The following is a 25,417-nucleotide window of genomic DNA, read 5'->3' as shown; positions in this document are numbered from 1 at the left end:
GTCCCACTCTCCTATTTTTTTATAATACCAAATTCTTCATTCTTCTTTTGCTGCTGAGCTTCTTTGTGATTGTCATAGAGGTTGGCGAGGAATTTCACAATTTCCTTGAGGATGGAGTAGGTCGGAATCGCTACAATCATGCCCATAATACCATAGATATTACTTGAAAGAAGCAAGAGAACCATAATCGTAATAGGGTGCACCTTCATAACGCTCCCAACAATACGAGGATAGAGGATATTCCCATCAATTTGCTGGATAATCAACATATAGATCAAGGCTGCCAGCATTTTATGAGGGTCAGTAAAAAAGTAGGTAATCAGCATGGGAATCAAGCCGATACTAGGGCCCACATAAGGGATCAAGTTAGCTAAAGCCGAGAAAATAGCAAATACTAAGGCATACTTGAGTCCAATGACACTGTAACCAATATAAGCTAAGGTCCCAATCAGCAAGGCATCTATCGAAATACCGCTGATATAACGGGCAACTGTCGCATTGAGATTGGTCAAGAGACTTGATATATTGAGCTTATCGCGCTTGAGAACGGTCCGCTCCAGCATAGGCAAAAGCTTGTGCCCATCCATCAGGAAGTAGACCAAAAAAATCGGCGTCATGATGAGAATCATGAGGGTATTGATGACAGCAGACACTACGCTACCCAGACTATTGGTAACACTATTTAAAATATTTTGCAGAATATCTACATAGGACAGATTGAGTTGCTGGATAGTAGACTGAATATTTAAACTCTTAAATAAAGGATTTTTGGATAATTGATTGACAAAACTCTGAATTTCCCAATAGAGATTTTGTGTCGAGTTGATCAAGCTGGACAGCTGGTTAATCAAAATTGGCAAGAGGTAGATTACTCCGACTGTCACTAGGCCAAAGAGTAGGAAAAGAGTGATTAAAATCCCGAAAATTCGATTGATTTTCAACTTTTTTTCGAGCAGTGTCACCAGAGGATTTGTAATATAGTAGAGAAATCCTCCCATAACAAAAGGAATTAAAATCGTATTGATAACGCTCACCACCGGCGTAATCATATCTCCCATCTGGCGCCAGATGAAAAAGATAATCGTCAGCAGCAAGACTTCACTGGTCCAAAACATTAACTTACTTTTATGAAACATCTTTACTCTCCTCCAAGTTATTTTACCATAATTTATCATAAAATAAAGGTGATTTCATAAAAGAAAGAATAAAAATGGAAACATTATTAAGTTCGAAGAATTTGGCTAGTCAGAAAAGATCACACAATTCAAAATCTAAATCAGACAAATAAAAAATCACCTGAAAGCAAGAGCTGAAAAGCGGAGTCTTTCAAGCGATTTTGCTATTACCTCCATCAGGAAGCAAATAGTGCAATGATAATGTTACAAAAATTTAAAATCTTAAGCAGATGATTAGCCCTTAATCGGGATTGAAATCTCAATCAAACTATTAGCATAGATCGTCCGAATGGCAGAAGAGTCAATATTCTTTTGGTCAATTTTTCGTTTCAAAAAGAATTCTCTAATTTTTTCAATTTCTTGCTCTCGTATCGCACGATGCTTATTTGAAATGAGAATTTCATAATGGGTGGGTGCTTCTGTGAAAATAACATCACTATTGCCAGCAGAGTAAACCTCTACCAGCGTTGCGTCTGTGCTTTCCAATTGATTTTTTACTAATTCTGCGTGGGTATTCGTCGTATTTATAAGCTTCATTCATTTGCCTCCTACCTTAAATCGTCGCTATTATTATAACACGTTTTTCAGGAATTGTGAACGATTACCTGTAATTTATATTATTTTACATATAGCAGGTTAGTTATTCTGATATTTGCGCTTCCACTGCTCAATTCCCCATTTATGGCTGCCACGTTTCAATTTTTCAATGGCAAGATCTACAGGAAACCATGCCAGATTATTAAAGTCTTCCAGTGGCCTTTCTACTTCTTGATACGAAAGTGCTTCGTAAATATAGGCTGGATTATAAAAATGCGTATCCCGATGGCGAGAGTAAAAATATTCGTCCGCTTGACCAAAGTAATCTCCTACTTGGATGCTAAAACCAAGCTCTTCCAGCAATTCCCGCTCGAGAGTAGCCAGCTGGTCTTCTCCTTCTTCCATTTGACCTCCAGGAAGAAACCAAGCGCCATTAGGAGCTTGCACTAAAATAATACTTTCTTTCTTTTCATCCGGAATTACCGCGTAAACTCCATAACGCGTCACATATTCGACATTTTCCTCATGAACTCCAAAAACTGGATGGGCCATTATCTTTCCTCATTCCTTCTAATCTTTACTACTATCATAAATAACTTATACTAGCCTGTCAAGAGTTTAAACTTATTTTTTCAGCTTTCACAAGGAAACTTGGTCCCTTCGTTCTCAAGTAGAAAAAGCCCGCCTCAGTTGAGACGGAACTTCTTCTAGCTATCAGTCAAACCTAGTCATATTAGACTGGATTATTTTTCTTCAAATCCTTCTGCGACTGCATCCGCAAAGTTTTCTTCTACGATGCTTGCACAGTGGTCACAGATAACTGCATGGTAGCTACGTTCAGCAGTAGTTGGATCGATACGACGGCAACGGTCACATACTTCACCTGTAGCGCGTTCAACTGTAAAGGCTACATCTTCAAAGCTTACTGCACTCTCTGGAGCTGTACCTTCAGCGATGGTCAATTCTGACACGATCAAAAGTTGAGCCACATTGCTATCCACCGCTCCAAGAAGAGTTTTCACGACTTCATTTGGATAAACTGTCAAGTGGGCTTCGAGTGATTTACCGATTACTTTGGCATTACGAGCTTCTTCTAAGGCTTTTTGAGCTTGTCCACGGAAGTCCATGAAGGCTGCCCAGGTATCCAAGATTTCTTCTTGGTTGGCAAAAGTTTCAGCTTCTGGCAATTCTGATAATTGAACGAAGTCTTCAACTTCAAACTCAAGATATGACCAGATTTCTTCCGCAGTATGAGGCAGGATTGGTGTCAAGAGTTTCGTGATTTTGACAAGAATGTCATAGAAGACAGTCTGCATTTGACGACGTTCAAGTGATTTGGCACCTTCGATGTAGACAACGTCTTTCGCAAAATCAAGGTAGAAGGCTGACAAGTCAACGTTGATAAAGTTCACCAAGGCCTTGTAGATTGTCAAGAATTCAAAGTTGGCATAAGCATCACGAATAGTCTTAACAAGTTGGTTAAAGCGGATAGTCATGTACTTATCAACAGAACGAAGTTCTTGGTACGCTACAGCATCCTCAACTGGGTTAAAGTCAGAAGTATTGGCAATCAAGAAACGAAGGGTGTTACGGATCTTACGGTAAGTTTCAGAGACTTGGCTTAGGATATCCATAGAGATACGCACGTCGTTGCTTGAGTCTACACTGGTTACCCAGAGACGCAAGATTTCCGCACCAAATTGTTTTTCTACATCGCTTGGAGCAATGGTATTCCCAAGAGATTTAGACATCTTTTCACCTTTACCATCAAGGGCAAAACCTTGTGATAAGATTTGTTTGTAAGGTGCTACGCCATGGTTGGCAACAGATGTGATGAGTGATGAGTTGAACCAACCACGGTATTGGTCAGAACCTTCAAGATAAAGGTCAGCTGGATAAGTCAGATTTGGACGATTTACCAAAACACCATTCCATGATGAACCTGAATCAAACCATACGTCCATGATATCCGTTTCTTTCTTGAACTCGCCATTTGGTGAACCTGGGTGGCTAAATCCTTCTGGCAAGAGGTCTTTGGCATCACGTTCCCACCAGATGATAGAACCGTATTCCTCAAAGAGTTGAGCCACATGTTCAATAGTCTCAGCAGTCATGATAGCTGTACCGTCTTCTGCATAGAAGATAGGAAGTGGAACTCCCCAAGCACGTTGACGAGAGATAACCCAGTCGCCACGGTCACGAATCATATTGTAAAGACGCACTTTCCCCCATTCTGAATGGAATTTCACTTTTTCAATTTCATCCAAGATTTCTTGGCGGAATTTTGAAACTGAGGCAAACCATTGTGGAACAGCGCGCCAGATGATTGGTTTCTTGGTACGCCAGTCAAATGGATATGAGTGAGAGATTTCTTCTTGGGCAAGGAGAAGATTACCAAGTTTTTCGATAACAGTTGGAACAACCTTATCATAGAACTGACCTGCAAAATCAGGACCAGCATTTTCCATCATAATCCCGCGTTCGTTTACTGTTACAGCAACTTCAAGGCCGTTAGCAACACCGACATTGTAGTCATCCTCACCAAAACCAGGAGCTGTATGGACGATACCTGTACCTGAGTCAGTCGTAACGTGGTCACCAAGGATTACCAACTCATCTACAGCCGTATCCCATGGGTGAGCTGTAACGATGTGGTTCAATTCTTGACCACGGTAAGTTGCTAAGACTTGTACATCAGCCCAACCAAATTTCTCAGACAAACTGTTCAACAATTCTGCAGCAACTACAAACTTACGAGTTTCACCAGCTGGTTGTACGACTACGTAGTCAATATCCGCGCCAACTGTCAAACCACGAGAAGCTGTGATGGTAAATGGCGTAGTGGTCCATACAACGATGTAGGTATCTGTATCTAGGACACCTTTTCCGTCTTTGACGGGGTTAGCATAGTAAAGGGAAGTTGAAAGCAAGTCATGGTATTCAATTTCTGCTTCGGCAAGGGCTGACTCAGATGACCATGACCAGTAGACAGGTTTAGCACCGCGATAGATATAGCCTTTCTTAGCCATTTCACCAAAGACGCGGATTTGAGCAGCTTCATAGTCAGGCGTCAAGGTCACATATAGATTTTCCCAGTCTCCTGACATTCCCAAGCGTTTGAAATCATCACGCTGTTTATACACTTGAGAAAGAGCATAGTCACGGCAAAGTTTCAAGTACTCAACCAAGTCCATTTCTTTGCGTTTGACACCTTGTTTTGCCAAAACTTGCTCGATTGGTAGACCATGGGTATCCCAACCTGGAATGTAAGGTGCATAATACCCAGCCATAGACTTCGAACGAACAATAATATCCTTAGAAATATGATTCATGGCATGTCCAACGTGGATATTTCCGTTTGCGTATGGAGGGCCATCATGCAAGACAAAATGCGGTTTTCCTTGGTTCAATTCTTGACGACGTTGGTAAAGTTTTGCTTCTTCCCATTCTTTTTGCCAGATTGGTTCTTTATTTGGCAGGCCAGCACGCATTGGAAATGCAGTTTTCCCAAGATTCAGGGTTTCTTTGAGTTTCATTTAGTCTCCTTATTCCATTATAATTTTCAAAATAAAAAACCACAAACTTCTCCGAAAGGACGAAAATTCGTGGTACCACCTTTGTTTAGACAGGAAAAACCTGTCCCTCTTAGCCCGTAACGTAGGCAGACGTCGTTTCTTACTCGATTCAGAAACGATGAAGCAGAATGATAAGTCAAACAAAAGGGATTACAGGTCTTTCACCACCACCTGCTCGCTGAAAATATTTTATTTGCCTTGTGTTTCTGCACTTATAAAAGATCTACTTGAACTTTAGAATCTTCATCTAAATCTGAAAGTTCTCCAGATTCTAAAATTTCTTTCTGTTGTGCTTGGATCAGCTCTTCATCTATAGTCTGAAGAGTCTGTGTTTCTGCCAAATCTCGATTTGCTTGCTCAATTCGTTCTTGCAATTCAGCTAATTCTTCAGGTGAGAATTGGCGCGTAACATCCACTTCTTCCTCTAGCTCAACTTTTTCTCCAAGCGCTTCTTCAACTACCATTTTAAAGGCTTCATCACTAGTTTGAAGATAGGTAGCAGTCGGGCGAAGGATATCTTCCCAATCTTGAGAATCAACAATACTTAGTTGACTTTCAATCGTCGATTTGAGGCGCTGATGGAAGACGCGTGTTTTATTTTTTAATTCTTCTGTCTCAACAGCTACTCTTTTGGCATTATCTGTAGCCTGACGAAGAATATCATTTGCCTTATACTTGGCTCTATCTAATAAACGTTGCGCATCTTGCTCTGCTTGCTGCACAATATTTCCTGAACGTTCTTGTGCTGCCTGTTTGACCCGCTCTGCTGTATCTTGTGCAATCAAAACAGATTGGCTGAGCGAGTCTTTCATTTCATCAAAATAAATTAGACGTTCTTCAAGATTACGGATTTTTGCTTCTTTCTCACGATTCTCACGAATTAATTCCTCATAATCATTGACAATGATATCAAGAAATTCTTCAACTTCATCAATATCGTACCCTCTAAATTTGGTCGAAAAAGCTTTATCTCTAATATCTAATGATGTTAGTGCCATGTCTCCTCCTTATTTACTAGGTAATAATTCAACTGTTAGTTTATGCTTCTCGTTTTTGGAAAAACCATTTTCTGTTAAAATCTTAAATCTTCCATATTTCCTAACGCTAATCAAATCCCCCAGAGAGAGCTGGTGACTAGGGTTATCAATGGTTCTGTAGTTCTGCTTTACCTGCTTCCCCATGATTAGTTCCACAGCTTGACTACGTGATAATTTAAAGACTGTCGCTACCAGCTTATCCAATCTGAGACTAGAGACCAAAACATCCGTTGTTTTAGTCACCGGTGCATCTTGTAACTGATCTTTGAAATCAACTCTTCTTAGCCGAACTGGAACTTTAGCTATTTTAGAAACATTCGTAATGAAATATTCTTCTAATCTTCTATCCACAAATACTTGTGCACGGTCATCCACGACGATGATATCGCCAAACGTCCGCCTCTCAATCCCTAGCTGATGCAAAAGAGTTCCCATAATTTGTGAATGAGTTACCTTGTAGAACTTACTTGCATAGGTAATCTCTAGCAAGAGCACATCAAAATCTTCGAGTTCTAATTGATAATAGCTAGGTGCAATCAACACTTTAGCAAACTCACTTGGAAAATAATCTGAACTAGCAAATACTTGCACATCATATTGCTTACTCAAATTTTTGAGAATATTGACCTGATGAGGATTCAAAAAAGCAGTCGTCTCATAGCTATATTGATTTTCTACTCTTTGAAGCAATTCCATGCTTTTATCAAGAAAGTCTTGATCATCCTGAGAAAAATGCTGATAGATATTGTTTACCATAGCAATAACAAGGAAGCAAGAATGTGTAGAAATAAGGTATCAAGCACTCTCAAGGCAAAAAGTGCCACCAGAACAGTAAAGTCTAATCTACCAAACTGCAAAGGTAACCTGCGGAATAAACGCAAAAATGGTTCAACCAGAGAACCGACAAGCCTTCCTAGGGCTGTTTGGTAAGCTCCAGGGAACCAAGACAAGAGTGCATAGATGAAGACGAGAAGGGAGTAAAGATCAATTAGATTAGAAACTAATTTTAAAATAAAGTAAATCATTAATTATCTGCTGCGTTTCATATCAAAATCGTATTCACTCAGATCCACATCGTTGGGAAGGCGAATATCTTCTACATTGACGACAACATTGATTGGAGTAAGCAAGTACATGGTACTAGCAACTTTTCTCAAGTTCCCAGCCAAAACATAGCGTGCTCCATCAAGATAATCCAAGCAACGTCTTGCTTGTACCTCCGTCATATATTGAAAATCAATTAAGATACTCTCATTCGCCACAAGTAAATCAACAACCTCTGTCGCTTCCTCATATTTTTTCGGATAGCGAACATCAATCGTAACCTTCTCACTAGATTTCACTCGATGCTGAGCCAGTTCTTGTTGGCGAGCATGCAATCTAGTGATGTTTTCCGTTGCCGGTTTTTGTTGGACTTGTGAAGAAACTGAACGAGTACGTGCGCTTTCCTTTGCTGATGCAGCCGGAACTGGCTCGATCTCTGCAGGCTTCAAAACAGAATCAGATTCATCTAAAGGCTGTACTGGTAAGTCAGACTTTTCTCCATCTTCTGTAAAGTATTCTATAAATTTATCAAATTTATCTTTAAATGACATAGTTCTTTCCTATTTAAAAAATGCTGTTCCGATTCTGACATAGGTTGAGCCGTTGGCAATCGCTTCTGGATAATCACGGCTCATTCCCATACTCAAATCAGAAAAGGGCATGTTTTTTAACTGTTTACTTTGTAAGTTTAATTGAAGCTGATATGCCTCTGAAAAAATCTGATTCAGCTCTTGATGATCAGCTTCGAGTGGAGCCATGGTCATCAGACCAACAATGCAAATATTTTCTAAGGCTACAAGCTCTGGTAAAACACTATCTAGTTCTTCAACTAAAAAACCGTGCTTGCTTTCTTCTTTTGAAATATTGACTTGCAAAAAACAATTAATCACATGATCCGCTCGCTTGTTGATTTCTTGAGCCAATTTGACAGAGTCTAAAGCATGGAAATAATCAACATAGTTGATCACATCTTTCACTTTTCTTCTCTGCAAACTACCAATTAAATGCCAAGTAAGATTCTCTTCCTTTAAGGCATGATATTTTTCAAGAAACTTATCTACTCGATTTTCTCCAATATGTTTGATTCCTGTATCCACGAGTTTTTTCGCTGTTTCACAGTCAACATACTTGGTAACCGCAATAATGTTTACGGAGTCCTTCAATCGATTTTCTTTTTCAACTATTTGAGCAACATTTTGAAAAATTAAATCTTTATTTACTTGAAAATCCATTTAATTAGCGATTTCTAAAGAATGGCGGTGTTTCAAGTTCGTCATCCTCTTCCTTAATATCTGTAAAGCGCTCTACACGACTAGAAGGCACAGGTTCTGCTTGACGAACAATTGATTCACGACGTAAATCCCAATCTCCAAAGGCTGAAGCTCTAGAAGTTTCTACAGTTGAGCGATGAGAAGGAGCTGGCATTTCTCTTGTTTCTGCCATATCGAAGTTTCGATCATAATGAGCAGATGACTGTGCTGGGCGTACTTGCTCAGCTCGGCTCGCAGGTTTAACACCTTGCAATCCACTTACCTTATCAACCTTATCCTCTTTAACACCTGTTGCAACAACAGTTACACGGATTTCATCCTTCATAGATTCATCAATAGAAGTACCAAGCCAGATGTTGACACCATGACCAGCTGCCTGATTAACGATTTCAGAAGCTTCTTCCGCTTCAATCAAGGTCATATCTAGGCCACCAGTAACGTTGACGATCACGTCTTCTGCACCATCAATAGTTGTCTCAAGAAGTGGAGAGTAGATAGCTTTGCGAGCTGCTTCGATAACACGTTCTTCACCGTTTCCGATACCGATACCCATCAAAGCATTACCTTTATTTTCCATAACAGTCTTCACGTCTGCAAAGTCAAGGTTGATCAAGCCAGGACTAGTAATCAAGTCAGTAATACCCTGAACCCCTTGGCGCAATACGTTATCAGCTTCACTCAAGGCTTCCAGAAGCGGAGTTTTCTTGTCAACAATTTCCAAAAGGTTGTTGTTTGAAATGATCAAAAGAGTATCTACATGTTCACGCAGTTCATTGATTCCTTCAACGGCAAAATTACCACGTTTACTTCCTTCAAAGCCAAATGGACGTGTCACGACTGCTACAGTTAGGGCGCCTACTGATTTAGCAATGCGAGCAATAACTGGTGCAGCACCTGTACCAGAGCCACCACCCATACCAGCAGTGATAAAGACCATGTCTGCTCCTTGAAGGGCTTCTGTCAAAACTTCTTCGCTTTCTTCAGCTGCTTTACGACCAACCTCAGGTTGACCTCCAGCACCCAGACCACGAGTCAACTTAGGACCAAGCTGGATAACTGTTTCTGCTTTTGCACTGCTAAGTGCTTGCACATCTGTATTTGCTGCGATAAATTCTACACCAGCAAGACCTTCATCGATCATTCGGTTAATAGCGTTTCCGCCGCCACCGCCGACACCAATTACTTTAATGACTGCGCCTTGTGCTGCAGCCGCATCAAATGAAAATGTCATAATCTATTTATTCTCCTTACTCAAACATATTACCAATTAAATTGCGCATCTTATCTGTAAGACTAGCTTTGGGTTCCTCTTGTGGTTCTTCATTTCTAAGCGGTGCAATTTCTGGTTCCACCTCTTGAACTGGTTGAACTGGTTCAACCGGCTGATGATCAAAGCGAGGTACTCTATGACTTGGACGTTCAAAGCTAGTTGCTTGATGACGCAACTGCTCGTCTCCACGAACAGCAGCTTGTGCAATTCGATCCACTTCGGTCAGATTGCCAGCATACTCTGAAAGACTAATCACGTGGGCAAAAGCTGGATTACGGATACCGATTTGATTTGGTACGTATAATTTAGCGTGAACACCAAATACTTCCTGAGCTAATTCCACAACGCCAGGCAAGATCGCTCCACCACCAACGATGACGATACCACCAGGAAGATCTAACACGTGTCTTCTATCTAAATCTTGCTTGATTTGTTCAAAAACATGTTTGATACGAGCAGAGATGATTTCAGCTAGATAGGTTTCTGTTATTTCAACTGGATTAACTTCCCCGATGACTTCAACTGGGAAAGATTCTGTGCCTGCAAATGGTACATAAGCTACACCATAGTTAAATTTCAAGCTTTCTGCCAATTTCTGAGAAGTTTTTAAGACTTTTGAAATGTCTTTTGTGACATAGTCGCCACCTTCTTGATAGATATTGGTAAATTGTAATTCTTGATTTTTTACAGAAGCAACTGTAGTTTGTCCGCCACCCATATCAATGACTGTCGCACCAAACTCCCGTTCTCCTTCGTTCAAGATGGATTTTGTCATCGCTAAAGGAGAAATGATAATATTCTCCAATTTCACTCCTGCACGCTCCACTGTTTTACGGAGATTATGCAGGATTGTACGAGGACCAGTGTAAAGTAGGCCGCGCATTTCTAGGCGAATCCCCATCATACCACGAGGATCACGAATACCTTGGAAGCCATCAACAACAAACTCTTCTGGAATGAAGGTAATCACTTCACGATCAGGAGTCATGCTCTTGGTCAAGGCAGATCTTACAACGCTCTCGACATCTTCATCGGTAATTTCTTTGGAGTCACTAGTCACAGGAATCATTCCTTGAGTTGGCTCAATTTGCAATAGATTTGCAGGCAAGCCAACATTCACTAGTCCAATTGAAATCCCCGCTTTTTCCTCCGCTTGAGAAATTGCTGACTTAATAGCCGCTGCTGCTGCTTCAATATCGACAATAATCCCATCTTTAACGCCAGCACTCTTTGCATTGCTGACTCCAATAACATTCATTTCACCGTTGATGTGCTCTGCCACCAACACTTTAATTGTGCTACTTCCTATATCTAATCCAGTAAAAAAGCCATCTCTAGCCATTACATCAGTCCTCTCTGTCTTCCACGTTTCCATTCTAATACAAATAACTCTAGAAAATAGGGTTATCCAAACTTTATTATATCATAAAAATACGAAATTGGCGCAGTTTTTTATCTATAATAATTAGTTATTTTCAGAAATATCTGGCTTTTCTGCCTGAGATTGAGCAGAATGCTCGGTAGATTGCTCTGCATGTTGAGTTGAAGATTCTGTATCTTGCGCATCGTTACTAGCTTTATGGATAACTTCATTTTCTGTGCCTTGCGCATAGCTAAAAATACCAGCCTCCATATCGACCACGCTTGGCACTTCCAACTGAGGATGAATTCCTTCATAATAGGAAAGTTTCTTAGCAATATGAGAAATAGGAACTAAAATTTGGTGTTCATCAAACATGGTAATAGTCACTAAATCCTCTGTCACCTTGCTAGGAGTTAAATCAACTTTTCTGATGCTCTTTTTTACTGAATCAGGAACATTCTTCAGTTGTTGAACAAACTCCTTGATCAAGCCTGCATCCGAAAAGGTCACATCCATCCGCTCTTCGGGCAAGGCATCAGCCGCAACCTCATTTTTTACGTATTCTCCACTCGTTAAAATAGGATAATACTTAGAATCTTTCTGCAAATAACCTAAAATGCCATATTCCTGAACATCGATTTTGAAAGTCAGCGGAAATTGATAGGTCATCTCTACATTTTCAATCCAGGGGCTAGAAGCTTTCAGATTTTGCTCGTAATGATGGCGATTTTTGTAAACAGTAACAGTGTAATCGCGCTGATCAATTTTGCTACTGCTTTTTAGTTCCTCCTGACTCACAACCTTGTTCCCAGTAAATTCAATGGTCTTCATAGTTGCAAGTGGCGTGAGGAAATAAAGAGAAGCTAAAAAGATTAGAAAACTTGTCACTAAAACTGGCAAAGCCCGATACCAATGGACTTTCTCAATTGGAACCTTCGGAGGCTCAAGCTGATCTACTTCTTCTTCCTCTTGCTCTTCTTGTTCTTGGACTTCCTCTTGCTCCTCACCTTCAGTTTCAGAATCTTGCACTTCAGTTTCTTCTTCACTTGTAGGAGAGTCTGTGTCAATTTCTTCGGAGACTGTATCTTCTTCGTTAGAAGGCTGCTGATTTTCCAGTTCCGCCTTCATTTCTTCTTTTTTCTGCTCTAGTTCAGCTCTTTTTTTCTCTAACTCAGCTTGCTTTTTTGCCTTTTCTTGAGCTTTTTTCTCAAGATACTCTTTGTTTCTGACTTGCCATTCAGAAAGAGAAAGTTGAGCAGTTTCTTGCTTATCTTCCTTGCTTTTTTTCATTTTTTCCCTTTGTCAATATCTTGCTTCAAAATTTCATAAAAATCATCTACTGATGTTAGTTCAGGTGCTTTTTCCATTCGTTGATAATAGGCATCCTTTTCTCTTAGTAAATCATCCACTGCTACTTGGAGATTGACCCGATTCAAGTTTTCTTCATTGATTTTAAGCGCATAGCCTTTTTCCAAAAAGTAATTGGAATTTTCAATCTGATCTCCTCGACTTGCCCCCAGCCCTAAAGGTACAATCACTTGCAACTTCTTCATAGCCAGTAATTCAAAGATGGTATTGGAACCGCCTCGTGTCACGACGACATCTGCCATAGCCATCAGTGGCTGATATAGGTCTGTCACATAGGACACTCGGTAGATATGGTGGGAAAGCTCATCCAAGCCAGCATCGCCTGTGAGATTGATAATATTATATTTTTCAATCAAGCGATCCTTATTTTTTGTAATAAAATCATTGAAAACTTTAGCGCCTCCTGAGCCACCAACAAAGAGCAAGGTAGGTTTTCCTTCTGTGAAATGAGCCTTGATTTTCTCAATCTCAGCTGGTTCTGTTTGAGAGGGGGCAGCAATCTTGGTCACCGCTCCAACATGTTCAGCCTTGCTCAGTCCTTCAGCTTGCTCAAAAGTCGTGAACATCTTTGTCGCGCATTTATAACCGATTTTATTGGCCAAACCAAGCGACAAATCAGACTCATGAATGAAAACTGGGACGCCGGTCACCTTCGCCGCAATCACTGGCGGAACAGACACAAAGCCTCCTTTTGAAAATAGGGCTTTGGGACGGACTTTTAACATGATGCCCAGCGACTGGAGAATGCCACCTGCCACTTTAAAAACATCCAAAAGATTCTGCCAAGAAAAATAGCGACGGAGCTTGCCAGTTGCAATCGAATGGAAAACAACAGGTAGACCTGATTTTTGAATTTCCTTGTACTCAATCCCATGACGGTCACCGATATAATGGACTTCCCAGCCCTCTTCGATAAATTTAGGCATCAGCAAAAGATTGAGGGTCACATGGCCAACTGTCCCTCCACCTGTAAATACTATTTTTTTCATTCTATTCCTTTAATTCTTTAAACACGGCAAGGAATTCATCGCCCCGCACTTCAAAATTCTTATACATATCCCAGCTGGCATTGGCTGGACTGAGAAGGACAACATCCCCAGGCTCCGCCACAGAAAAGGCTTTGCGAGTAGCATCTCTGACATCTGAAGCGTCCAGATAGCTTACTTCTGCCTGATCCGCAGCCCGCTTAACACGCGCAGCCGATTCTCCCAAAATCACCATCTTTTTCAAGCCCTTGATATCTGGCACCAATTCATCAAATTCATTGCCACGATCCAAGCCACCAGCAATCAGAATGACCTTGCTATTGTCAAAGCCTGACAAAGCTTTTTGTGTCGCTAAGATATTAGTTGATTTACTGTCATTGTAAAATTTGACTTGATTGATTTCGCCCACATACTGGAGACGATGCTTGACACCACCAAAATGAGCCAGAGTTTCTTTAATAACTTGATTGTCAATCCCGCGCAGTTTGGCGACAGCAATGGTTGCTAGAGCATTTTCTACATTATGGCTACCAGGCACGCCTAGTTCAGAAGCTGTCATAATGGCTTCCCCACGGAAGGTCAGCACATCGCCGTCCAGATAAGCTCCATCGACCTTTTCTTGGGTTGAAAAAGGAATCACCTGGGCTGTCGTTTTCTTAGCCAATTCTTTCGCCAAGTCTTGATTGAAATTCAAAACGACATAGTCAGAAGCTGTCATATTTTTTTGGATATTCCACTTGGCCGCCACATAATCTTCAAAAGAGCCGTGATAGTCCAGATGTGTCGGCATCAGATTTGTAATCACTGCTATTTCTGGATGGAAGGCTTCGATTCCCATTAGTTGGAAGGAAGAAAGTTCCATCACCAAAGTGTCTGTTTTACCCGCATCTTGGGCAACTTGACTAGCTGGAAATCCGATATTTCCAGACAAAAGACCATTTTGTCCGCCTGCTGTTAGCACTTCTGCAATCATGGTTGTCGTAGTCGTTTTTCCATTGGAGCCAGTAATCCCAATAATCGGTGCATCCGAAATCAGATAGGCTAGCTCCACTTCGGTGATGACAGGAATCTGCTTTTCCAAAGCCCTCATGACCATAGGATTGTTGTAAGGAATGCCTGGATTTTTCACCATCCATTCAAAATCTTCATCCAACAGTTCCAGAGGATGGCCACCAGTTATGACCTTAATACCTTCTTCCAGCAAAGATTGGGCAGCTGGATTGTCTTCGAAAGGCTTCCCATCATTGACCGTCACAATCGCTCCCAGCTTATCCAAAAGGCGGGCAGCTGACTCCCCTGATTTAGCTAAACCCAGCACCAAAACTTTCTTATTGGCAAATTTTGAAATAGTCTTCATCATGTACCTCTTCATTCATACTACCTTCTATTTTACCTTTTTTTGCGAAAATAAAAAAGTCATATCAGGCTTTTATTTTAACTGTTATCAGCTTTTAATAAATAAGAAGAAATATTATTCTATTTGAAATCCTTGTAAAACCTATTTATATAGATAATAACCATCCAAAACATTTAATTACCAGTGCCTTACCAAACCTAACCTACTCACTGATGGTCAACAGCATTCAAAAGAATCGGGCCTTCTTTACATGAAAAACATCGGTATCTGTATTATATTTTTACTCAGCCAAAACCACCATTGAAGAATCTCGCTTTAGATAAACAAAAGGAATTAGGCTCCAAAAGTCTACATAACCTTTGAAATCCTAATTCCTTCCTTATAGTTTATGAGTTTAAAGTTCTTTTGATTTCTGAGATGGTACTAGACGCTCGATGTCCATCAAGGCCCACACTGTAATAATAATCAAAAAGATACTCACAAATAATTCTCCAGGCAATTTAAAAATTTGAAAAATTGCCAAAGCAAGCAAAATGATCAAGGCAACCAGCAAGAGTACAAATGTCAAGACATTCAGCGTTCCCTTAATACTAGTTGGAATGGCAAATACATAGAAAAGCAGGATTAATATTCCAATAATCAGGTAAATCATGCTGCTCCTTTCTACCACCAATCAACTCAATGATTTATTCTGCTGCTTGTTTTTTCTTATTTTTATTAGCTTTTTCGCGTTCTTGCTTGTTCAAGATTTGCTTACGCAAACGGATAGACTCAGGCGTTACTTCCATGTACTCATCGTCGTTCAAGAACTCAAGTGACTCTTCAAGGGTCAAGATACGAGGCGTCTTGATAACAGCTGTTTGGTCCTTGGTAGCTGAACGAACATTGGTCATTTGTTTCGCCTTAGTGATATTAACAGTCAAGTCGTTTTCACGAGAGTTTTCACCAATGATCATTCCCTCGTAAACCTCAGTACCTGGGTTGACAAAGATGGTACCACGTTCTTCGATAGACATGATTGAGTAAGTTGTAGCCTTACCAGCATCGATGGAAACAAGGGCACCACGGTGACGTCCACCAATTTCCCCTGGAATCAACGGCAAGTATTGGTCGAAGGTATGATTCATGATACCGTAACCACGAGTCATTGACAAGAACTCAGTTGAGTATCCAATCAAACCACGCGCTGGAACAAGGAAGACCAAACGAGTTTGACCATTACCAGTTGAGATCATATCCAACATTTCACCTTTACGTTCAGAAAGGCTTTGGATTACAGAACCTTGGTATTCTTCTGGAGTATCGATTTGAACACGTTCAAATGGCTCGCATTTAACACCGTCGATTTCTTTTACGATAACTTCGGGACGAGATACTTGAAGTTCATAACCCTCACGGCGCATGGTTTCGATAAGAATTGACAAGTGCAATTCTCCACGACCTGAAACGGTCCACTTATCTGGTGAGTCCGTTGGGTCAACACGAAGGGAAACGTCTGTTTGTAGCTCAGCCTGCAAACGTTCTTCCACCTTACGAGACGTTACCCATTTTCCTTCACGACCTGCAAATGGTGAGTTATTGACCAAGAAAGTCATTTGAAGGGTTGGTTCATCGATGTGAAGGATTGGAAGAGCCTCAACTGCATCCGTTGGCGTAATAGTTTCACCGACAAAGATATCTTCCATACCAGATACGGCAATCAAGTCACCTGCTTTGGCTTCTTGGATCTCACGACGTTCCAAACCAAAGAAACCGAAGAGTTTCGTAACACGGAAGTTTTTAGTTGTGCCGTCTAGTTTAGAAAGAGTAACTTGGTCTCCAACTTTCACACTACCACGGAAGACACGACCGATACCAATACGACCTACGAAGTCGTTGTAGTCCAAAAGTGACACTTGGAACTGCAAAGGCTCATCTGAGTTATCAACTGGAGCTGGGATATGGTCGATGATGGTATCAAAGATTGGTGCCATTGTTTTTTCTTGATCAGCTGGATCATCTGACAATGAAGATGTTCCGTTGATAGCTGAAGCATAAACAACTGGGAAGTCAAGCTGGTCATCATCTGCGCCAAGCTCAATGAAAAGTTCCAAGACTTCATCCACTACTTCTGCTGGGCGAGCTGATGGTTTGTCAATTTTGTTGACAACAACAATTGGGACAAGGTCTTGTTCCAAGGCTTTTTTCAACACGAAACGAGTTTGTGGCATAGTTCCTTCGTAGGCATCTACGACCAAAACAACACCGTCAACCATTTTCATGATACGCTCAACTTCTCCACCGAAGTCCGCGTGTCCTGGTGTGTCCATGATGTTGATACGAGTTCCGTTGTAAGCAACGGCTGTATTCTTAGCCAGGATGGTAATACCGCGCTCTTTTTCGATATCGTTTGAGTCCATAGCACGCTCTGCCAACTCTGTACGTGCATCAAGAGTTTCAGATTGTTTCAATAATTCGTCAACGAGGGTTGTTTTCCCGTGGTCAACGTGGGCGATAATCGCAATGTTACGGATATCTTCTCTTAATTTTGTCATGTTTTCCTCTAAATCTTATTATTTATTTCCAACTAAAAATTATAACACAGTTTTTTCCAAAAAACACGGGCTAACCAAGTGTAAATGTTTTCATAGGCAAATCGTAAACTGTAGCCATTTTTGCAATTTTACTTCCGAAAGTGTATGATAAAAAGAAAAAAATAATCGATCCAAACCTTTGAAAGGAAAACTCATGCGCCTTGATAAATTCTTAGCCCTAGCTAAGATTAGCCGGAAAGAGATGAAACAAAAACTGCGACTAAGGCAGATTGTAATTGACGGTCAAGCTGCTCGCTCCCTCAGTCAAAATGTCGATAGTGGCCTCCAGTCCATTAGCCTAGCTGGTAAACCTTTAAACCACCTAGCCCACCATTATTTTCTGATGAACAAGCCCGCCGGTGCTGTCACTGCCAATTCTGACTCGGACAAGATGACTGTCCTAGATCTAATTGCCCCAGAAGATTTTAACGACCAGCTTTACGCCATCGGCCGTTTGGATCGCGACACACGTGGCCTGCTCCTGATTACAGATAATGGGCCACTGGGATTTCAACTCCTCCATCCACAATACCATATCGCAAAGACCTACTATGTCGAAGTCAACGGCCCTCTTGACCAAGAAGTCACAAACGCTTTTCAGCAAGGCATTATCTTTCTGGACGGAACTCAATGCAAACCTGCCCAACTTCAGATTCATACAGCCAGCCCCGAGCACTCCACCGCCTCAGTTACTATTTCTGAAGGAAAATTCCATCAGGTCAAGAAAATGTTTCTAGCAGTTGGTGTCAAAGTCACCTATCTCAAACGTACCCATTTCGGTGATTTTCAGCTGGATCCCAATCTGACAGAGGGCAGCTATCGACCGCTGAATCCTTCCGAACTCGAGATTATCAAAGGCTATTTGGAACAAACCTGGTAAAATAAAAAGGCTTATTCAAGCCTTTTTATTATTTATTACATAAATCCATTCATGGTCAGAAGAATTCCTGCAATCCAGTTAATGATAGAAATTACAATACCGACGATATTCAGAATTTTTTCTGTTTTATAATCTAATTGAGTCTCTTTTTGATGAGAATTGCCCAAAACCAGACCGATAATACCTAAAATAAGACCAATTATTGGAAGCAATAAGCCCACAACAATGGACAGGATACCTAAAACCAGAGAGGTTTTTTTCTTTTCTTGCATGTTCTAAAAACTCCTTAAAAAATATTTGCACTTACCTATTATAACATAGGTAGTTAGTTTTGTATATATATTTCTACAAAGAATCAGCTTGTCTTAACCTTACCACTCCATGAATCAAGACCGTAAGACAGGATATAAATATCATTAAAACCTTGCTTCTTCAAGTAGATCGCCGCATTGGTCACACGTTGCCCACGGCTATTTTCATAGAGAAGAACTGGTTTGTCTTTGCGAAGCGCATTGATACTAGACTTGAGCTGTTGAGACGGAATATTACGCGCCCCCAAGATATGTTTGCGATGGAAATCCGATGGATCACGCAGATCAATCAACTGCCCCTGACGAATCAAACCTTCAAACTCACTATTATCTACTACCCTAGCTGCACGACGAATACGGAAATAATTGAAGCCCATCCAAGCCAACATTCCCAGCAAAATTGCCCATAAAATCCAAATTCCCATTCTAGTTTCTCCCTTTATCTTCTAAATACTTCAACTCTGTTTGATGCTCTCTGCGTAGGACAGCCTCAGCCTCCAGATAATCAAGCTTATCCATCAGGCCGGCATCGTAAATCCGCTCCAACTCAATTTTCATCATTTCAATATCATAAAGACGCTTGCCCATATAGATAATGATCCCGAAATTTTTAAGAAATTGCTGCACATCATAGAGTGTTTTCATGAGCTATATTTTATCAGATTTTAGCAAAGTTTTCAAGATGGCAAAACAGAAAAGACAGCCACGGAGACTGCCTTTTCGGGAGATTATTATGAAAAAGAAAAGTTTAGGAGTTCTATCAAACAAAGTTAGGAGGTCTTCATTTGATAGTCTTAGTATAAAGGAAGAAGCTTAAACAATCCTTAAGAAAAAACAGAGAATGGGACAGAAATCGGTAATTCGTTAGAATTCGATTTCGTCGTCCTACCTCTGCACAGTTGAGTAGGGCTGTAAAAGCTGATGAAATCAGCGTAGTAGAGCCCACTCAACCACTGCGTCTTGCTCGACAATCCAAAGATAATTGAGAGGCTAGGACTTTTGCCCCAGCCTCTCTTTAAACATCATTTTACAAACCTGGTGCTTGGCCAAGCTCAGCTGTCAACATCCAGATCGTCTTTTCAAGGTCTGCCTTAGCGCCAACGAAGATATCATTGGTCACATCATCGCCTTCTTCATCCGTCACATCCATAGCTTCTTGGTAAAGATCTGTCAGATAACGGAAGATTTCAATCACGCGCTCCAAGCTTTCTTCAACATTCTTGCTGAATTCGCCAGCCTTTTCCTCAATCTTGCTGTGTTGGATAAACTCTGTCAGAGTTGAATAAGGCTTACCACCCAGAGTAATCAAGCGTTCGCTGACTTCATCCAAGGTTTCATCGATTGTATCCATGTATTCATCCATTTTTGGATGCCATACCATGAAGCCTGCACCACGCATATACCAGTGAACTTGGTGAAGAGCGATACGAGCTGTATAAAGATCTGAAACTACTTGGTTAAGAACTGCTTTTGTTTTTGGTAAAGAATTTTGGTTAGTGAAAGTTGCTACGTCTGCCGCAGCACCATGTTTTACTTGAGTCATAATGATACCTCTCTTTTTATTTGTAATGATTCTAATCTTTATTGATTATGTTTTAATTATAATGCTTCTAATTAAGAAAGTCAAGCCTTAAAACTCAAAATTTTACTTTATTAGAAAAGTTGTAAAATTTCAAAATTTTTCTACTCAAAATCGCGAATAAATAAGTATGATTCATCTATACTTTTTTCTAGTTGGAACGGTTCTAGCCTCCTTTCTCGGCTTAGTTATTGACCGCTTCACTAACCAGTCCATCATCTCTCCAAGCAGTCACTGTGATAACTGTAAGCAGATACTCAAAGCACGAGATTTGGTCCCAATCCTGTCTCAGTTGCTGAATGGCTTCCGTTGCCGTTTCTGCAAGATCCAGCTGCCTGTCTGGTATGCTGCTTTTGAGTTAGTGCTGGGCTTGCTTTTTCTAAGCTGGAGTTTAGGCTATCTTTCGCTAGCCCAGCTCTTACTGCTAACTATGGGCTTGACCTTAGCCATCTACGATCAGCGTGAGCAAGAATACCCTCTCCTAATCTGGCTGATTTTTCAGTTCTTACTGATGGCTACAGCAGGTATCAATCCGCTCATGATTTTCTTTTTGATCCTAGGACTTCTAGCCTTATTTTATAATCTTCGTATTGGCGCTGGAGACTTTCTCTTTCTAGCGTCCTGCTCAGCTATTTTCAGCCTAACAGAAATTCTCATTCTTATCCAAATCGCTAGCTTCTCTGGCCTCGCCTGTTTCTGCTTTAAAAAGAAAAAAGACAGGCTAGCATTTGTACCCTGTCTTTTGTTTGGTGTGGTGGTGATTATTTCTTATAAGCTGCTGCTGCTTGGATAAAGGCTGCTATACTGGCGTCCTTTTCATGAAGAGCTTTGACAATCTTAGATCCAACAATAACTCCGTCTGAGACTTGATTGAAACGGTCAACATCCTCTAAAGTCGAAACACCAAAGCCCGTCAGTACTGGAATCTCTGCAATATCATGGAGTTTGCTCAAATGCTGGTCCAAATCATTGCGATAACTGCTGCTCTTACCCGTCACACCGTTGATGGCTACAGCGTAAATAAAACCTTCTGCATCCTTAATCAACTCCTGCTGACGTTCTAGGCCAGTCGTCAGGCTCACTAAAGGAACAAGAGCGATATCTGAATCTTCCAGCAGAGGCAGGATAAAGTCCCTATGCTCGTAGGGCAGATCCGGAATGATCAATCCTTTAACCGGCGTCCTAGCCAAATCCTTGACAAAATCTTTGAGACCGTATTGGAAAATAGGATTGAAGTAGGTCATGATGATGAGAGGCAGCTGAGTGTCCAACTTCTGCAAGCTTGCCACTAAAGACTTGGCCGAAGTATGGTGGCCCAGACTTCTCAGACCGGCTTCTTCAATAACTGGCCCATCTGCAACAGGGTCTGAAAAAGGCAGGCCGATTTCAATAGCTGACACACCCAAGTTTTCCAAAAATGAGATGGTTTCTGGTAATCCTGCCAAACCTTTCTCGTGATCACCAGCCATGATATAAGGAAGAAAAATTCCCCTGCCTGCTTTTTTGATGGCCTCTAAATGCTGAGTGAGTGTTTTAGTCATGGGCACCTCCTTTTTGAGCCGCTTCTTTTTCCAAGCGTTCCTTTACCTGAACGACATCCTTGTCACCACGGCCGGATAGGCAGACAATCATTGATTTATCTGGCCCCAACTCCTTAGCCAGCTTAACTGCGTAAGCAATAGCATGACTAGACTCTAGAGCAGGGATAATTCCTTCAATACGAGACAGGAGTTGGAAGGCTTCCAAAGCTTCTTCATCCGTGACTGGGACATAAGTGGCACGTTTGATAGCATTAAAATGAGAATGTTCAGGACCGATGCCCGGATAGTCCAGCCCGGCAGAGATAGAGAAAGCTTCAAGAATCTGCCCTTGCTCATCCTGCAAGACATCCATCAAGGCACCGTGTAAAACCCCCGGGCGGCCCTTGGTTAAGGTCGCAGCATGTTCATCTGTATCTACGCCCCGCCCAGCTGCTTCTGTTCCATACATAGCAACTGAGCTATCGTCTACAAAGGGATAAAAGAGCCCAATAGCATTGGAGCCACCGCCAACACAGGCCACTAAAGCATCTGGCAAGGCACCTGCATTTTGCTCAGCAAACTGGCACTTGGCCTCACGCCCAATCACGCTCTGATAGTCGCGAACAATCTCTGGGAAGGGATGAGGTCCCAAGGCCGACCCCATAATATAGTGAGTATCATCGACCTGAGCCACCCAAGCTCGCAAGGCAGCATTGACTGCATCCTTGAGGACTCGAGAACCATCGGTCACAGACTCCACCTTGGCTCCCAGAAGTTCCATCCGAAAGACATTAAGGGCTTGGCGCTTGACATCTTCTTCGCCCATGTAGATAGTACAGTCCATGTTGAAAAGGGCTGCAGCAGTGGCTGTAGCTACTCCGTGCTGACCCGCACCTGTCTCTGCAATAATTTTCTTCTTACCCATCCTCTTGGCTAATAGGACCTGACCTAGGGCGTTATTGATTTTATGGGCTCCAGTATGGTTGAGGTCTTCCCGCTTCAGATAAATCTTAGCACCGCCAGCATAGGCTGTCAGATTTTTAGCAAAATAGAGAGGATTCTCCCGTCCTACATATTGCTTCAGCAACTCGTTCAGCTCAGCCTGAAAGGCTGGGTCTTTTTTACTCTCACGGTAGGCTTTATCCAATTCCAAAACTGCTGTCATCAGCGTTTCGGGAACAAATCGCCCACCAAACTCACCGTAAAATCCTTCTTGATTGGGTTGATTATATGCCATCTTTCACTCTTTCTATAAATTCTGTTATCTTTTCTAAGTCCTTCTGGCCGTCAGTTTCGACCCCGCTTGAGACATCAACTGCGTAAGGGGCAAAATGCTGAATAGCTTCTCGGACATTGCCTGCATTCAAACCACCGGCGATAAAGAAGGGCTGGTGGATTTGACCTTTATCAAAAGTTTGCCAGTCAAAAGTCTGACCACTACCAGCAAGAGGGGCATCAAAGAGCAGGTAGTTCGCCTCTTGGCTGACTCCTTTTAACGCTCCCTTGACCTGATAAGCTCGAATAACCGGCCGGCCAATCTGAGTCAGAAGCTCTTCATCAAAATCGCCATGAATCTGCACTAAATCCAGATTTACCTCTGAAATAGCTTCCTGCAGCTCTGACAAGCTCGGAGAGACAAAAACTCCTACCTTTCGGACAGTAGCTGGCACCAAGGCAACTAGCTTCTGAGCTTGCTCCAAACTGACCCTCCGACGGCTCTCAGCAAAGACAAAGCCAATGTAATCTGCACCAGCCTGACATGCCGTTTCCACAGCGCTGGCAGTTGATAAGCCGCAAATCTTAACCTTTGTCAATTTTCAGCTCCTTGATTTTTTCTGCCACATTCTCAGCCTGCATCAGGGCTGTTCCGACTAAAACCGCATGGAAATAAGGAGCTACTAGCTCAGCATCTTCCTTGCTGAAAATAGCGGACTCTGATACGTAAACCCTGTCATCTTTGAAATGGGCAGATAGCTGAAGACTTGTATTGATATCTGTCTCAAAAGTAACTAGATTGCGGTTATTGACACCGATAATCTGAGCTCCTATTCTATGGGCAATCTCCAACTCCGCCAGATTATGGGTTTCGACCAAAACTTCCAAACCTAAACCTGTCGCAAAATCATAGAGTTCTTGCAGCCGCTTTTCAGACAAGGCAGCCACAATCAGAAGAATAACTGTCGCTCCAGCATTGCGGGCGCGAACAATCTGCTTTTCATCAATGATAAAGTCTTTATTGAGGGTTGGAATGGTCACTTGACTGGAAATCTCTCTCAGGTAATCCAGATGTCCTTTGAAGAAAATCTCATCTGTCAAAACCGAAATCATGGCTGCACCGCATCGTTCATAGGTGCGAGCCTGCTCTACAATATCCACAGCAAGATTTATATCTCCCAGACTGGGGCTGGCTTTTTTAACCTCAGCAATCAGCTGCAGCTCTTGAGGATGGCTTTTGAGATACTCATAGAGGGAATAGGTCGAGCGCAGAGGTTGCAGCTCTTCATAAGACATAGCTGCCACTTCCTGCTCTTTTTGCTTTAGAATGGTCGGGAGAAATTCTTTGCTCATTTTTGATACTCCTGTAGTTGCTTGAGTTTTTCATATGCTGCGCCGCTGGCAATCACTTGGCGGGCCAAAGCTATTCCTTCTTCTATGCTTTCTGTTTTCCCATTAGCAAAGAAGCCTAGACCTGCATTCAGAACTGTCATTTCCAGATAAGGGCCAGCTTGATTTTGCAGGACAGATAGCAGAATTTCCGCATTTTCCTTGGCATTACCTCCACGAATCGCTTCAAGAGGGATTTCTTCCATACCAATATCTGACGGTAGAAAGCTATGCAGGCTGATCTCCCCATCTGCCAGCAAAGCGTACTGGGTACGACCATGAAGACCGGCCTCGTCCAGACCATCTGGGCCAGACACGACTACTGCACGCTTACGCCCCATATTTTTCAAAACTTCTGCCGTGCTCTCTAGCATATCCGGCCGGCTGGTCCCCAAAAGCTGGGTTTCTAGAACCATCGGATGGATGAGGGGCCCTGTCAAGTTCATGATAGTGGGAACACCTAGACTGAGACGAGCTGGCATGATATATTTCATAGCTGGATGAAGGTTTTTAGCAAAAAGAAAGACTATCCCCGTCTGATCAAAGACCTTACCCAAGCTGGCTGTATCCATGTTTAGGTTAATTCCCAAAGCTTCTAAAACATCAGCCGATCCTGATTTAGAGGTAATGGAGCGATTACCGTGCTTTGCCATCTTGATCCCACCACCTGCTAATACGAAGGCCGCTGTGGTCGAAATATTGAAACTAAATGATTTGTCACCACCAGTTCCACAATTGTCCATGGCTGTGCGGATTGTAGTAGGGATCTGCGGAGTATGCCCTCGCATGGCCTGAGCCAAGGCTGTCCGTTCCTCTACCGTTTCCCCTTTCATCTTGAGAGCCAGCAAAAAGGCTGCAATTTGTGTTTCTGTTACTCTTCTAGTAATGATGCGCTCTAGCACATCTGACACTTCGGAGCTGCTTAAATCCTTAAAATCGGCTAGTTTTGCAATAATTTCTTTCATAA

The 25,417-nt window shown here is 41.8% G+C and carries 27 protein-coding genes and 1 other annotated feature; of the genes, 2 read left to right on the top strand and 25 right to left on the bottom strand.

All coding sequences use genetic code 11. The features are described from left to right. Positions 1-11 precede the first annotated feature (11 nt). The 16 genes from D8792_RS07980 to typA all read right to left on the bottom strand — a co-directional run bounded on the left by D8792_RS07980 (position 12) and on the right by typA (position 17,517). A complete protein-coding gene (locus tag D8792_RS07980; RefSeq protein ID WP_062004497.1) occupies positions 12-1,136 on the bottom strand; it encodes an AI-2E family transporter in 1,125 nt (374 codons plus the stop codon). 273 nt (positions 1,137-1,409) lie between these two features. Next, on the bottom strand, positions 1,410-1,712 hold the full coding sequence (locus tag D8792_RS07975; RefSeq protein ID WP_125373614.1) for a DUF1827 family protein: 303 nt from the start codon (positions 1,710-1,712) through the stop codon (positions 1,410-1,412). A gap of 99 nt (positions 1,713-1,811) precedes the next feature. Continuing rightward, positions 1,812-2,264 carry an NUDIX domain-containing protein gene (locus D8792_RS07970; RefSeq protein ID WP_125373613.1) on the bottom strand — a complete coding sequence of 151 codons (453 nt, stop codon included), beginning with the start codon at positions 2,262-2,264 and terminating at the stop codon, positions 1,812-1,814. A 191-nt stretch (positions 2,265-2,455) separates the two neighbouring features. Further along, on the bottom strand, positions 2,456-5,248 hold the full coding sequence (ileS, locus tag D8792_RS07965) for an isoleucine--tRNA ligase (protein ID WP_125373612.1): 2,793 nt from the start codon (positions 5,246-5,248) through the stop codon (positions 2,456-2,458). 52 nt (positions 5,249-5,300) lie between these two features. Continuing rightward, positions 5,301-5,503, bottom strand: a binding site (T-box leader). Next, the gene (locus tag D8792_RS07960) at positions 5,500-6,285 is read right to left on the bottom strand and encodes a DivIVA domain-containing protein (RefSeq protein ID WP_125373611.1); all 786 of its coding nucleotides are present in this window, start codon (positions 6,283-6,285) and stop codon (positions 5,500-5,502) included. (Overlaps the previous feature by 4 nt.) 9 nt (positions 6,286-6,294) lie before the next feature. Beyond that, positions 6,295-7,080 (bottom strand): YlmH family RNA-binding protein, encoded by a 786-nt coding sequence (locus D8792_RS07955; protein ID WP_125373610.1) that lies wholly within the window; start codon positions 7,078-7,080, stop codon positions 6,295-6,297. Continuing rightward, positions 7,074-7,349 carry a YggT family protein gene (locus D8792_RS07950; protein WP_125373609.1) on the bottom strand — a complete coding sequence of 92 codons (276 nt, stop codon included), beginning with the start codon at positions 7,347-7,349 and terminating at the stop codon, positions 7,074-7,076. Before D8792_RS07950 ends, D8792_RS07955 begins: the two co-directional genes overlap by 7 nt. 3 nt (positions 7,350-7,352) lie before the next feature. Beyond that, positions 7,353-7,919, bottom strand: coding sequence for a cell division protein SepF (locus tag D8792_RS07945; protein WP_005590801.1), 567 nt, complete (start codon positions 7,917-7,919; stop codon positions 7,353-7,355). Between the two features lie 9 nt (positions 7,920-7,928). Beyond that, positions 7,929-8,600, bottom strand: coding sequence for a YggS family pyridoxal phosphate-dependent enzyme (locus tag D8792_RS07940; RefSeq protein ID WP_125373608.1), 672 nt, complete (start codon positions 8,598-8,600; stop codon positions 7,929-7,931). 4 nt (positions 8,601-8,604) lie between these two features. Next, positions 8,605-9,870, bottom strand: coding sequence for a cell division protein FtsZ (ftsZ, locus tag D8792_RS07935; protein WP_125373607.1), 1,266 nt, complete (start codon positions 9,868-9,870; stop codon positions 8,605-8,607). Positions 9,871-9,886: 16 nt separating this feature from the next. After that, complete coding sequence (ftsA, locus tag D8792_RS07930) at positions 9,887-11,251, bottom strand: cell division protein FtsA (RefSeq protein ID WP_005592428.1); 1,365 nt, start codon at positions 11,249-11,251, stop codon at positions 9,887-9,889. 123 nt (positions 11,252-11,374) lie between these two features. Then, the gene (locus D8792_RS07925; RefSeq protein ID WP_125373606.1) at positions 11,375-12,562 is read right to left on the bottom strand and encodes a cell division protein FtsQ/DivIB; all 1,188 of its coding nucleotides are present in this window, start codon (positions 12,560-12,562) and stop codon (positions 11,375-11,377) included. Continuing rightward, positions 12,559-13,629, bottom strand: coding sequence for a UDP-N-acetylglucosamine--N-acetylmuramyl-(pentapeptide) pyrophosphoryl-undecaprenol N-acetylglucosamine transferase (locus D8792_RS07920; protein ID WP_125373605.1), 1,071 nt, complete (start codon positions 13,627-13,629; stop codon positions 12,559-12,561). Before D8792_RS07920 ends, D8792_RS07925 begins: the two co-directional genes overlap by 4 nt. Before the next feature lies 1 nt (position 13,630). Next, complete coding sequence (murD, locus tag D8792_RS07915; protein WP_125373604.1) at positions 13,631-14,983, bottom strand: UDP-N-acetylmuramoyl-L-alanine--D-glutamate ligase; 1,353 nt, start codon at positions 14,981-14,983, stop codon at positions 13,631-13,633. A 394-nt stretch (positions 14,984-15,377) separates the two neighbouring features. Further along, entirely contained in the window at positions 15,378-15,635 is a 258-nt protein-coding gene (locus D8792_RS07910; protein ID WP_005590808.1) for a DUF3165 family protein, read from the bottom strand. Positions 15,636-15,669: 34 nt separating this feature from the next. Further along, complete coding sequence (gene typA / locus D8792_RS07905; protein ID WP_005590809.1) at positions 15,670-17,517, bottom strand: translational GTPase TypA; 1,848 nt, start codon at positions 17,515-17,517, stop codon at positions 15,670-15,672. 193 nt (positions 17,518-17,710) lie between these two features. Here typA and D8792_RS07900 point away from each other — a divergent pair, with 193 nt between their 5' ends. Continuing rightward, positions 17,711-18,436, top strand: a complete 726-nt coding sequence (locus D8792_RS07900; RefSeq protein ID WP_125373603.1) for a 16S rRNA pseudouridine(516) synthase — start codon at positions 17,711-17,713, stop codon at positions 18,434-18,436. 35 nt (positions 18,437-18,471) lie between these two features. On the opposite strand, the gene D8792_RS07895 is transcribed toward D8792_RS07900, so the two are convergent. From D8792_RS07895 to D8792_RS07880, 4 genes are all read right to left on the bottom strand, one after another. Next, positions 18,472-18,708, bottom strand: coding sequence for a DUF4190 domain-containing protein (locus D8792_RS07895; protein ID WP_125373602.1), 237 nt, complete (start codon positions 18,706-18,708; stop codon positions 18,472-18,474). 83 nt (positions 18,709-18,791) lie between these two features. Beyond that, positions 18,792-19,172, bottom strand: coding sequence for a rhodanese-like domain-containing protein (locus tag D8792_RS07890; protein ID WP_125373601.1), 381 nt, complete (start codon positions 19,170-19,172; stop codon positions 18,792-18,794). 1 nt (position 19,173) lies between these two features. Then, positions 19,174-19,392, bottom strand: a complete 219-nt coding sequence (locus D8792_RS07885; RefSeq protein WP_125373600.1) for a YqgQ family protein — start codon at positions 19,390-19,392, stop codon at positions 19,174-19,176. Positions 19,393-19,774: 382 nt separating this feature from the next. Then, complete coding sequence (locus D8792_RS07880) at positions 19,775-20,290, bottom strand: Dps family protein (RefSeq protein ID WP_015605512.1); 516 nt, start codon at positions 20,288-20,290, stop codon at positions 19,775-19,777. Positions 20,291-20,456: 166 nt separating this feature from the next. On the opposite strand from D8792_RS07880, the gene D8792_RS07875 reads away from it, so the two are divergent. Further along, positions 20,457-21,119: a prepilin peptidase gene (locus D8792_RS07875; protein ID WP_125373599.1), complete on the top strand. Its 663-nt coding sequence runs from the start codon at positions 20,457-20,459 to the stop codon at positions 21,117-21,119. Here the strand turns inward: D8792_RS07875 and trpA are convergent. The 5 genes from trpA to trpD are packed head-to-tail and all read right to left on the bottom strand — an operon-like array spanning position 21,088 to position 25,415. Continuing rightward, complete coding sequence (gene trpA, locus D8792_RS07870) at positions 21,088-21,867, bottom strand: tryptophan synthase subunit alpha (protein ID WP_125373598.1); 780 nt, start codon at positions 21,865-21,867, stop codon at positions 21,088-21,090. The two genes, D8792_RS07875 and trpA, sit on opposite strands and share 32 nt — an antisense overlap. Beyond that, a complete protein-coding gene (gene trpB / locus D8792_RS07865) occupies positions 21,860-23,083 on the bottom strand; it encodes a tryptophan synthase subunit beta (protein WP_125373597.1) in 1,224 nt (407 codons plus the stop codon). Before trpB ends, trpA begins: the two co-directional genes overlap by 8 nt. After that, positions 23,073-23,660, bottom strand: coding sequence for a phosphoribosylanthranilate isomerase (locus D8792_RS07860; RefSeq protein ID WP_125373596.1), 588 nt, complete (start codon positions 23,658-23,660; stop codon positions 23,073-23,075). The genes trpB and D8792_RS07860 overlap by 11 nt, the downstream gene beginning before the upstream one ends. Next, the gene (gene trpC / locus D8792_RS07855; RefSeq protein WP_125373595.1) at positions 23,647-24,414 is read right to left on the bottom strand and encodes an indole-3-glycerol phosphate synthase TrpC; all 768 of its coding nucleotides are present in this window, start codon (positions 24,412-24,414) and stop codon (positions 23,647-23,649) included. The genes D8792_RS07860 and trpC overlap by 14 nt, the downstream gene beginning before the upstream one ends. Further along, entirely contained in the window at positions 24,411-25,415 is a 1,005-nt protein-coding gene (gene trpD, locus D8792_RS07850) for an anthranilate phosphoribosyltransferase (protein ID WP_125373594.1), read from the bottom strand. The genes trpC and trpD overlap by 4 nt, the downstream gene beginning before the upstream one ends. Positions 25,416-25,417 lie beyond the last annotated feature (2 nt).

The sequence above is a fragment of the Streptococcus cristatus genome (genome assembly GCF_003943505.1).
GTDB classification, from domain to species: domain Bacteria; phylum Bacillota; class Bacilli; order Lactobacillales; family Streptococcaceae; genus Streptococcus; species Streptococcus cristatus_E.
The sequence above is the reverse complement of the archived record's forward strand: the minus strand, read 5'-3'. Positions and strand labels throughout refer to the sequence as shown.

Bases quoted from the DNA above. Each gene is read 5' to 3' on its own strand.
- D8792_RS07980 (WP_062004497.1), bottom strand. From the start codon at position 1,136: ATGTTTCATAAAAGTAAGTTAATGTTTTGGACCAGTGAAGTCTTGCTG.
- D8792_RS07975 (WP_125373614.1), bottom strand. From the start codon at position 1,712: ATGAAGCTTATAAATACGACGAATACCCACGCAGAATTAGTAAAAAAT.
- D8792_RS07970 (WP_125373613.1), bottom strand. From the start codon at position 2,264: ATGGCCCATCCAGTTTTTGGAGTTCATGAGGAAAATGTCGAATATGTG.
- ileS (WP_125373612.1), bottom strand. From the start codon at position 5,248: ATGAAACTCAAAGAAACCCTGAATCTTGGGAAAACTGCATTTCCAATG.
- D8792_RS07960 (WP_125373611.1), bottom strand. From the start codon at position 6,285: ATGGCACTAACATCATTAGATATTAGAGATAAAGCTTTTTCGACCAAA.
- D8792_RS07955 (WP_125373610.1), bottom strand. From the start codon at position 7,080: ATGGTAAACAATATCTATCAGCATTTTTCTCAGGATGATCAAGACTTT.
- D8792_RS07950 (WP_125373609.1), bottom strand. From the start codon at position 7,349: ATGATTTACTTTATTTTAAAATTAGTTTCTAATCTAATTGATCTTTAC.
- D8792_RS07945 (WP_005590801.1), bottom strand. From the start codon at position 7,919: ATGTCATTTAAAGATAAATTTGATAAATTTATAGAATACTTTACAGAA.
- D8792_RS07940 (WP_125373608.1), bottom strand. From the start codon at position 8,600: ATGGATTTTCAAGTAAATAAAGATTTAATTTTTCAAAATGTTGCTCAA.
- ftsZ (WP_125373607.1), bottom strand. From the start codon at position 9,870: ATGACATTTTCATTTGATGCGGCTGCAGCACAAGGCGCAGTCATTAAA.
- ftsA (WP_005592428.1), bottom strand. From the start codon at position 11,251: ATGGCTAGAGATGGCTTTTTTACTGGATTAGATATAGGAAGTAGCACA.
- D8792_RS07925 (WP_125373606.1), bottom strand. From the start codon at position 12,562: ATGAAAAAAAGCAAGGAAGATAAGCAAGAAACTGCTCAACTTTCTCTT.
- D8792_RS07920 (WP_125373605.1), bottom strand. From the start codon at position 13,629: ATGAAAAAAATAGTATTTACAGGTGGAGGGACAGTTGGCCATGTGACC.
- murD (WP_125373604.1), bottom strand. From the start codon at position 14,983: ATGAAGACTATTTCAAAATTTGCCAATAAGAAAGTTTTGGTGCTGGGT.
- D8792_RS07910 (WP_005590808.1), bottom strand. From the start codon at position 15,635: ATGATTTACCTGATTATTGGAATATTAATCCTGCTTTTCTATGTATTT.
- typA (WP_005590809.1), bottom strand. From the start codon at position 17,517: ATGACAAAATTAAGAGAAGATATCCGTAACATTGCGATTATCGCCCAC.
- D8792_RS07900 (WP_125373603.1), top strand. From the start codon at position 17,711: ATGCGCCTTGATAAATTCTTAGCCCTAGCTAAGATTAGCCGGAAAGAG.
- D8792_RS07895 (WP_125373602.1), bottom strand. From the start codon at position 18,708: ATGCAAGAAAAGAAAAAAACCTCTCTGGTTTTAGGTATCCTGTCCATT.
- D8792_RS07890 (WP_125373601.1), bottom strand. From the start codon at position 19,172: ATGGGAATTTGGATTTTATGGGCAATTTTGCTGGGAATGTTGGCTTGG.
- D8792_RS07885 (WP_125373600.1), bottom strand. From the start codon at position 19,392: ATGAAAACACTCTATGATGTGCAGCAATTTCTTAAAAATTTCGGGATC.
- D8792_RS07880 (WP_015605512.1), bottom strand. From the start codon at position 20,290: ATGACTCAAGTAAAACATGGTGCTGCGGCAGACGTAGCAACTTTCACT.
- D8792_RS07875 (WP_125373599.1), top strand. From the start codon at position 20,457: ATGATTCATCTATACTTTTTTCTAGTTGGAACGGTTCTAGCCTCCTTT.
- trpA (WP_125373598.1), bottom strand. From the start codon at position 21,867: ATGACTAAAACACTCACTCAGCATTTAGAGGCCATCAAAAAAGCAGGC.
- trpB (WP_125373597.1), bottom strand. From the start codon at position 23,083: ATGGCATATAATCAACCCAATCAAGAAGGATTTTACGGTGAGTTTGGT.
- trpC (WP_125373595.1), bottom strand. From the start codon at position 24,414: ATGAGCAAAGAATTTCTCCCGACCATTCTAAAGCAAAAAGAGCAGGAA.
- trpD (WP_125373594.1), bottom strand. From the start codon at position 25,415: ATGAAAGAAATTATTGCAAAACTAGCCGATTTTAAGGATTTAAGCAGC.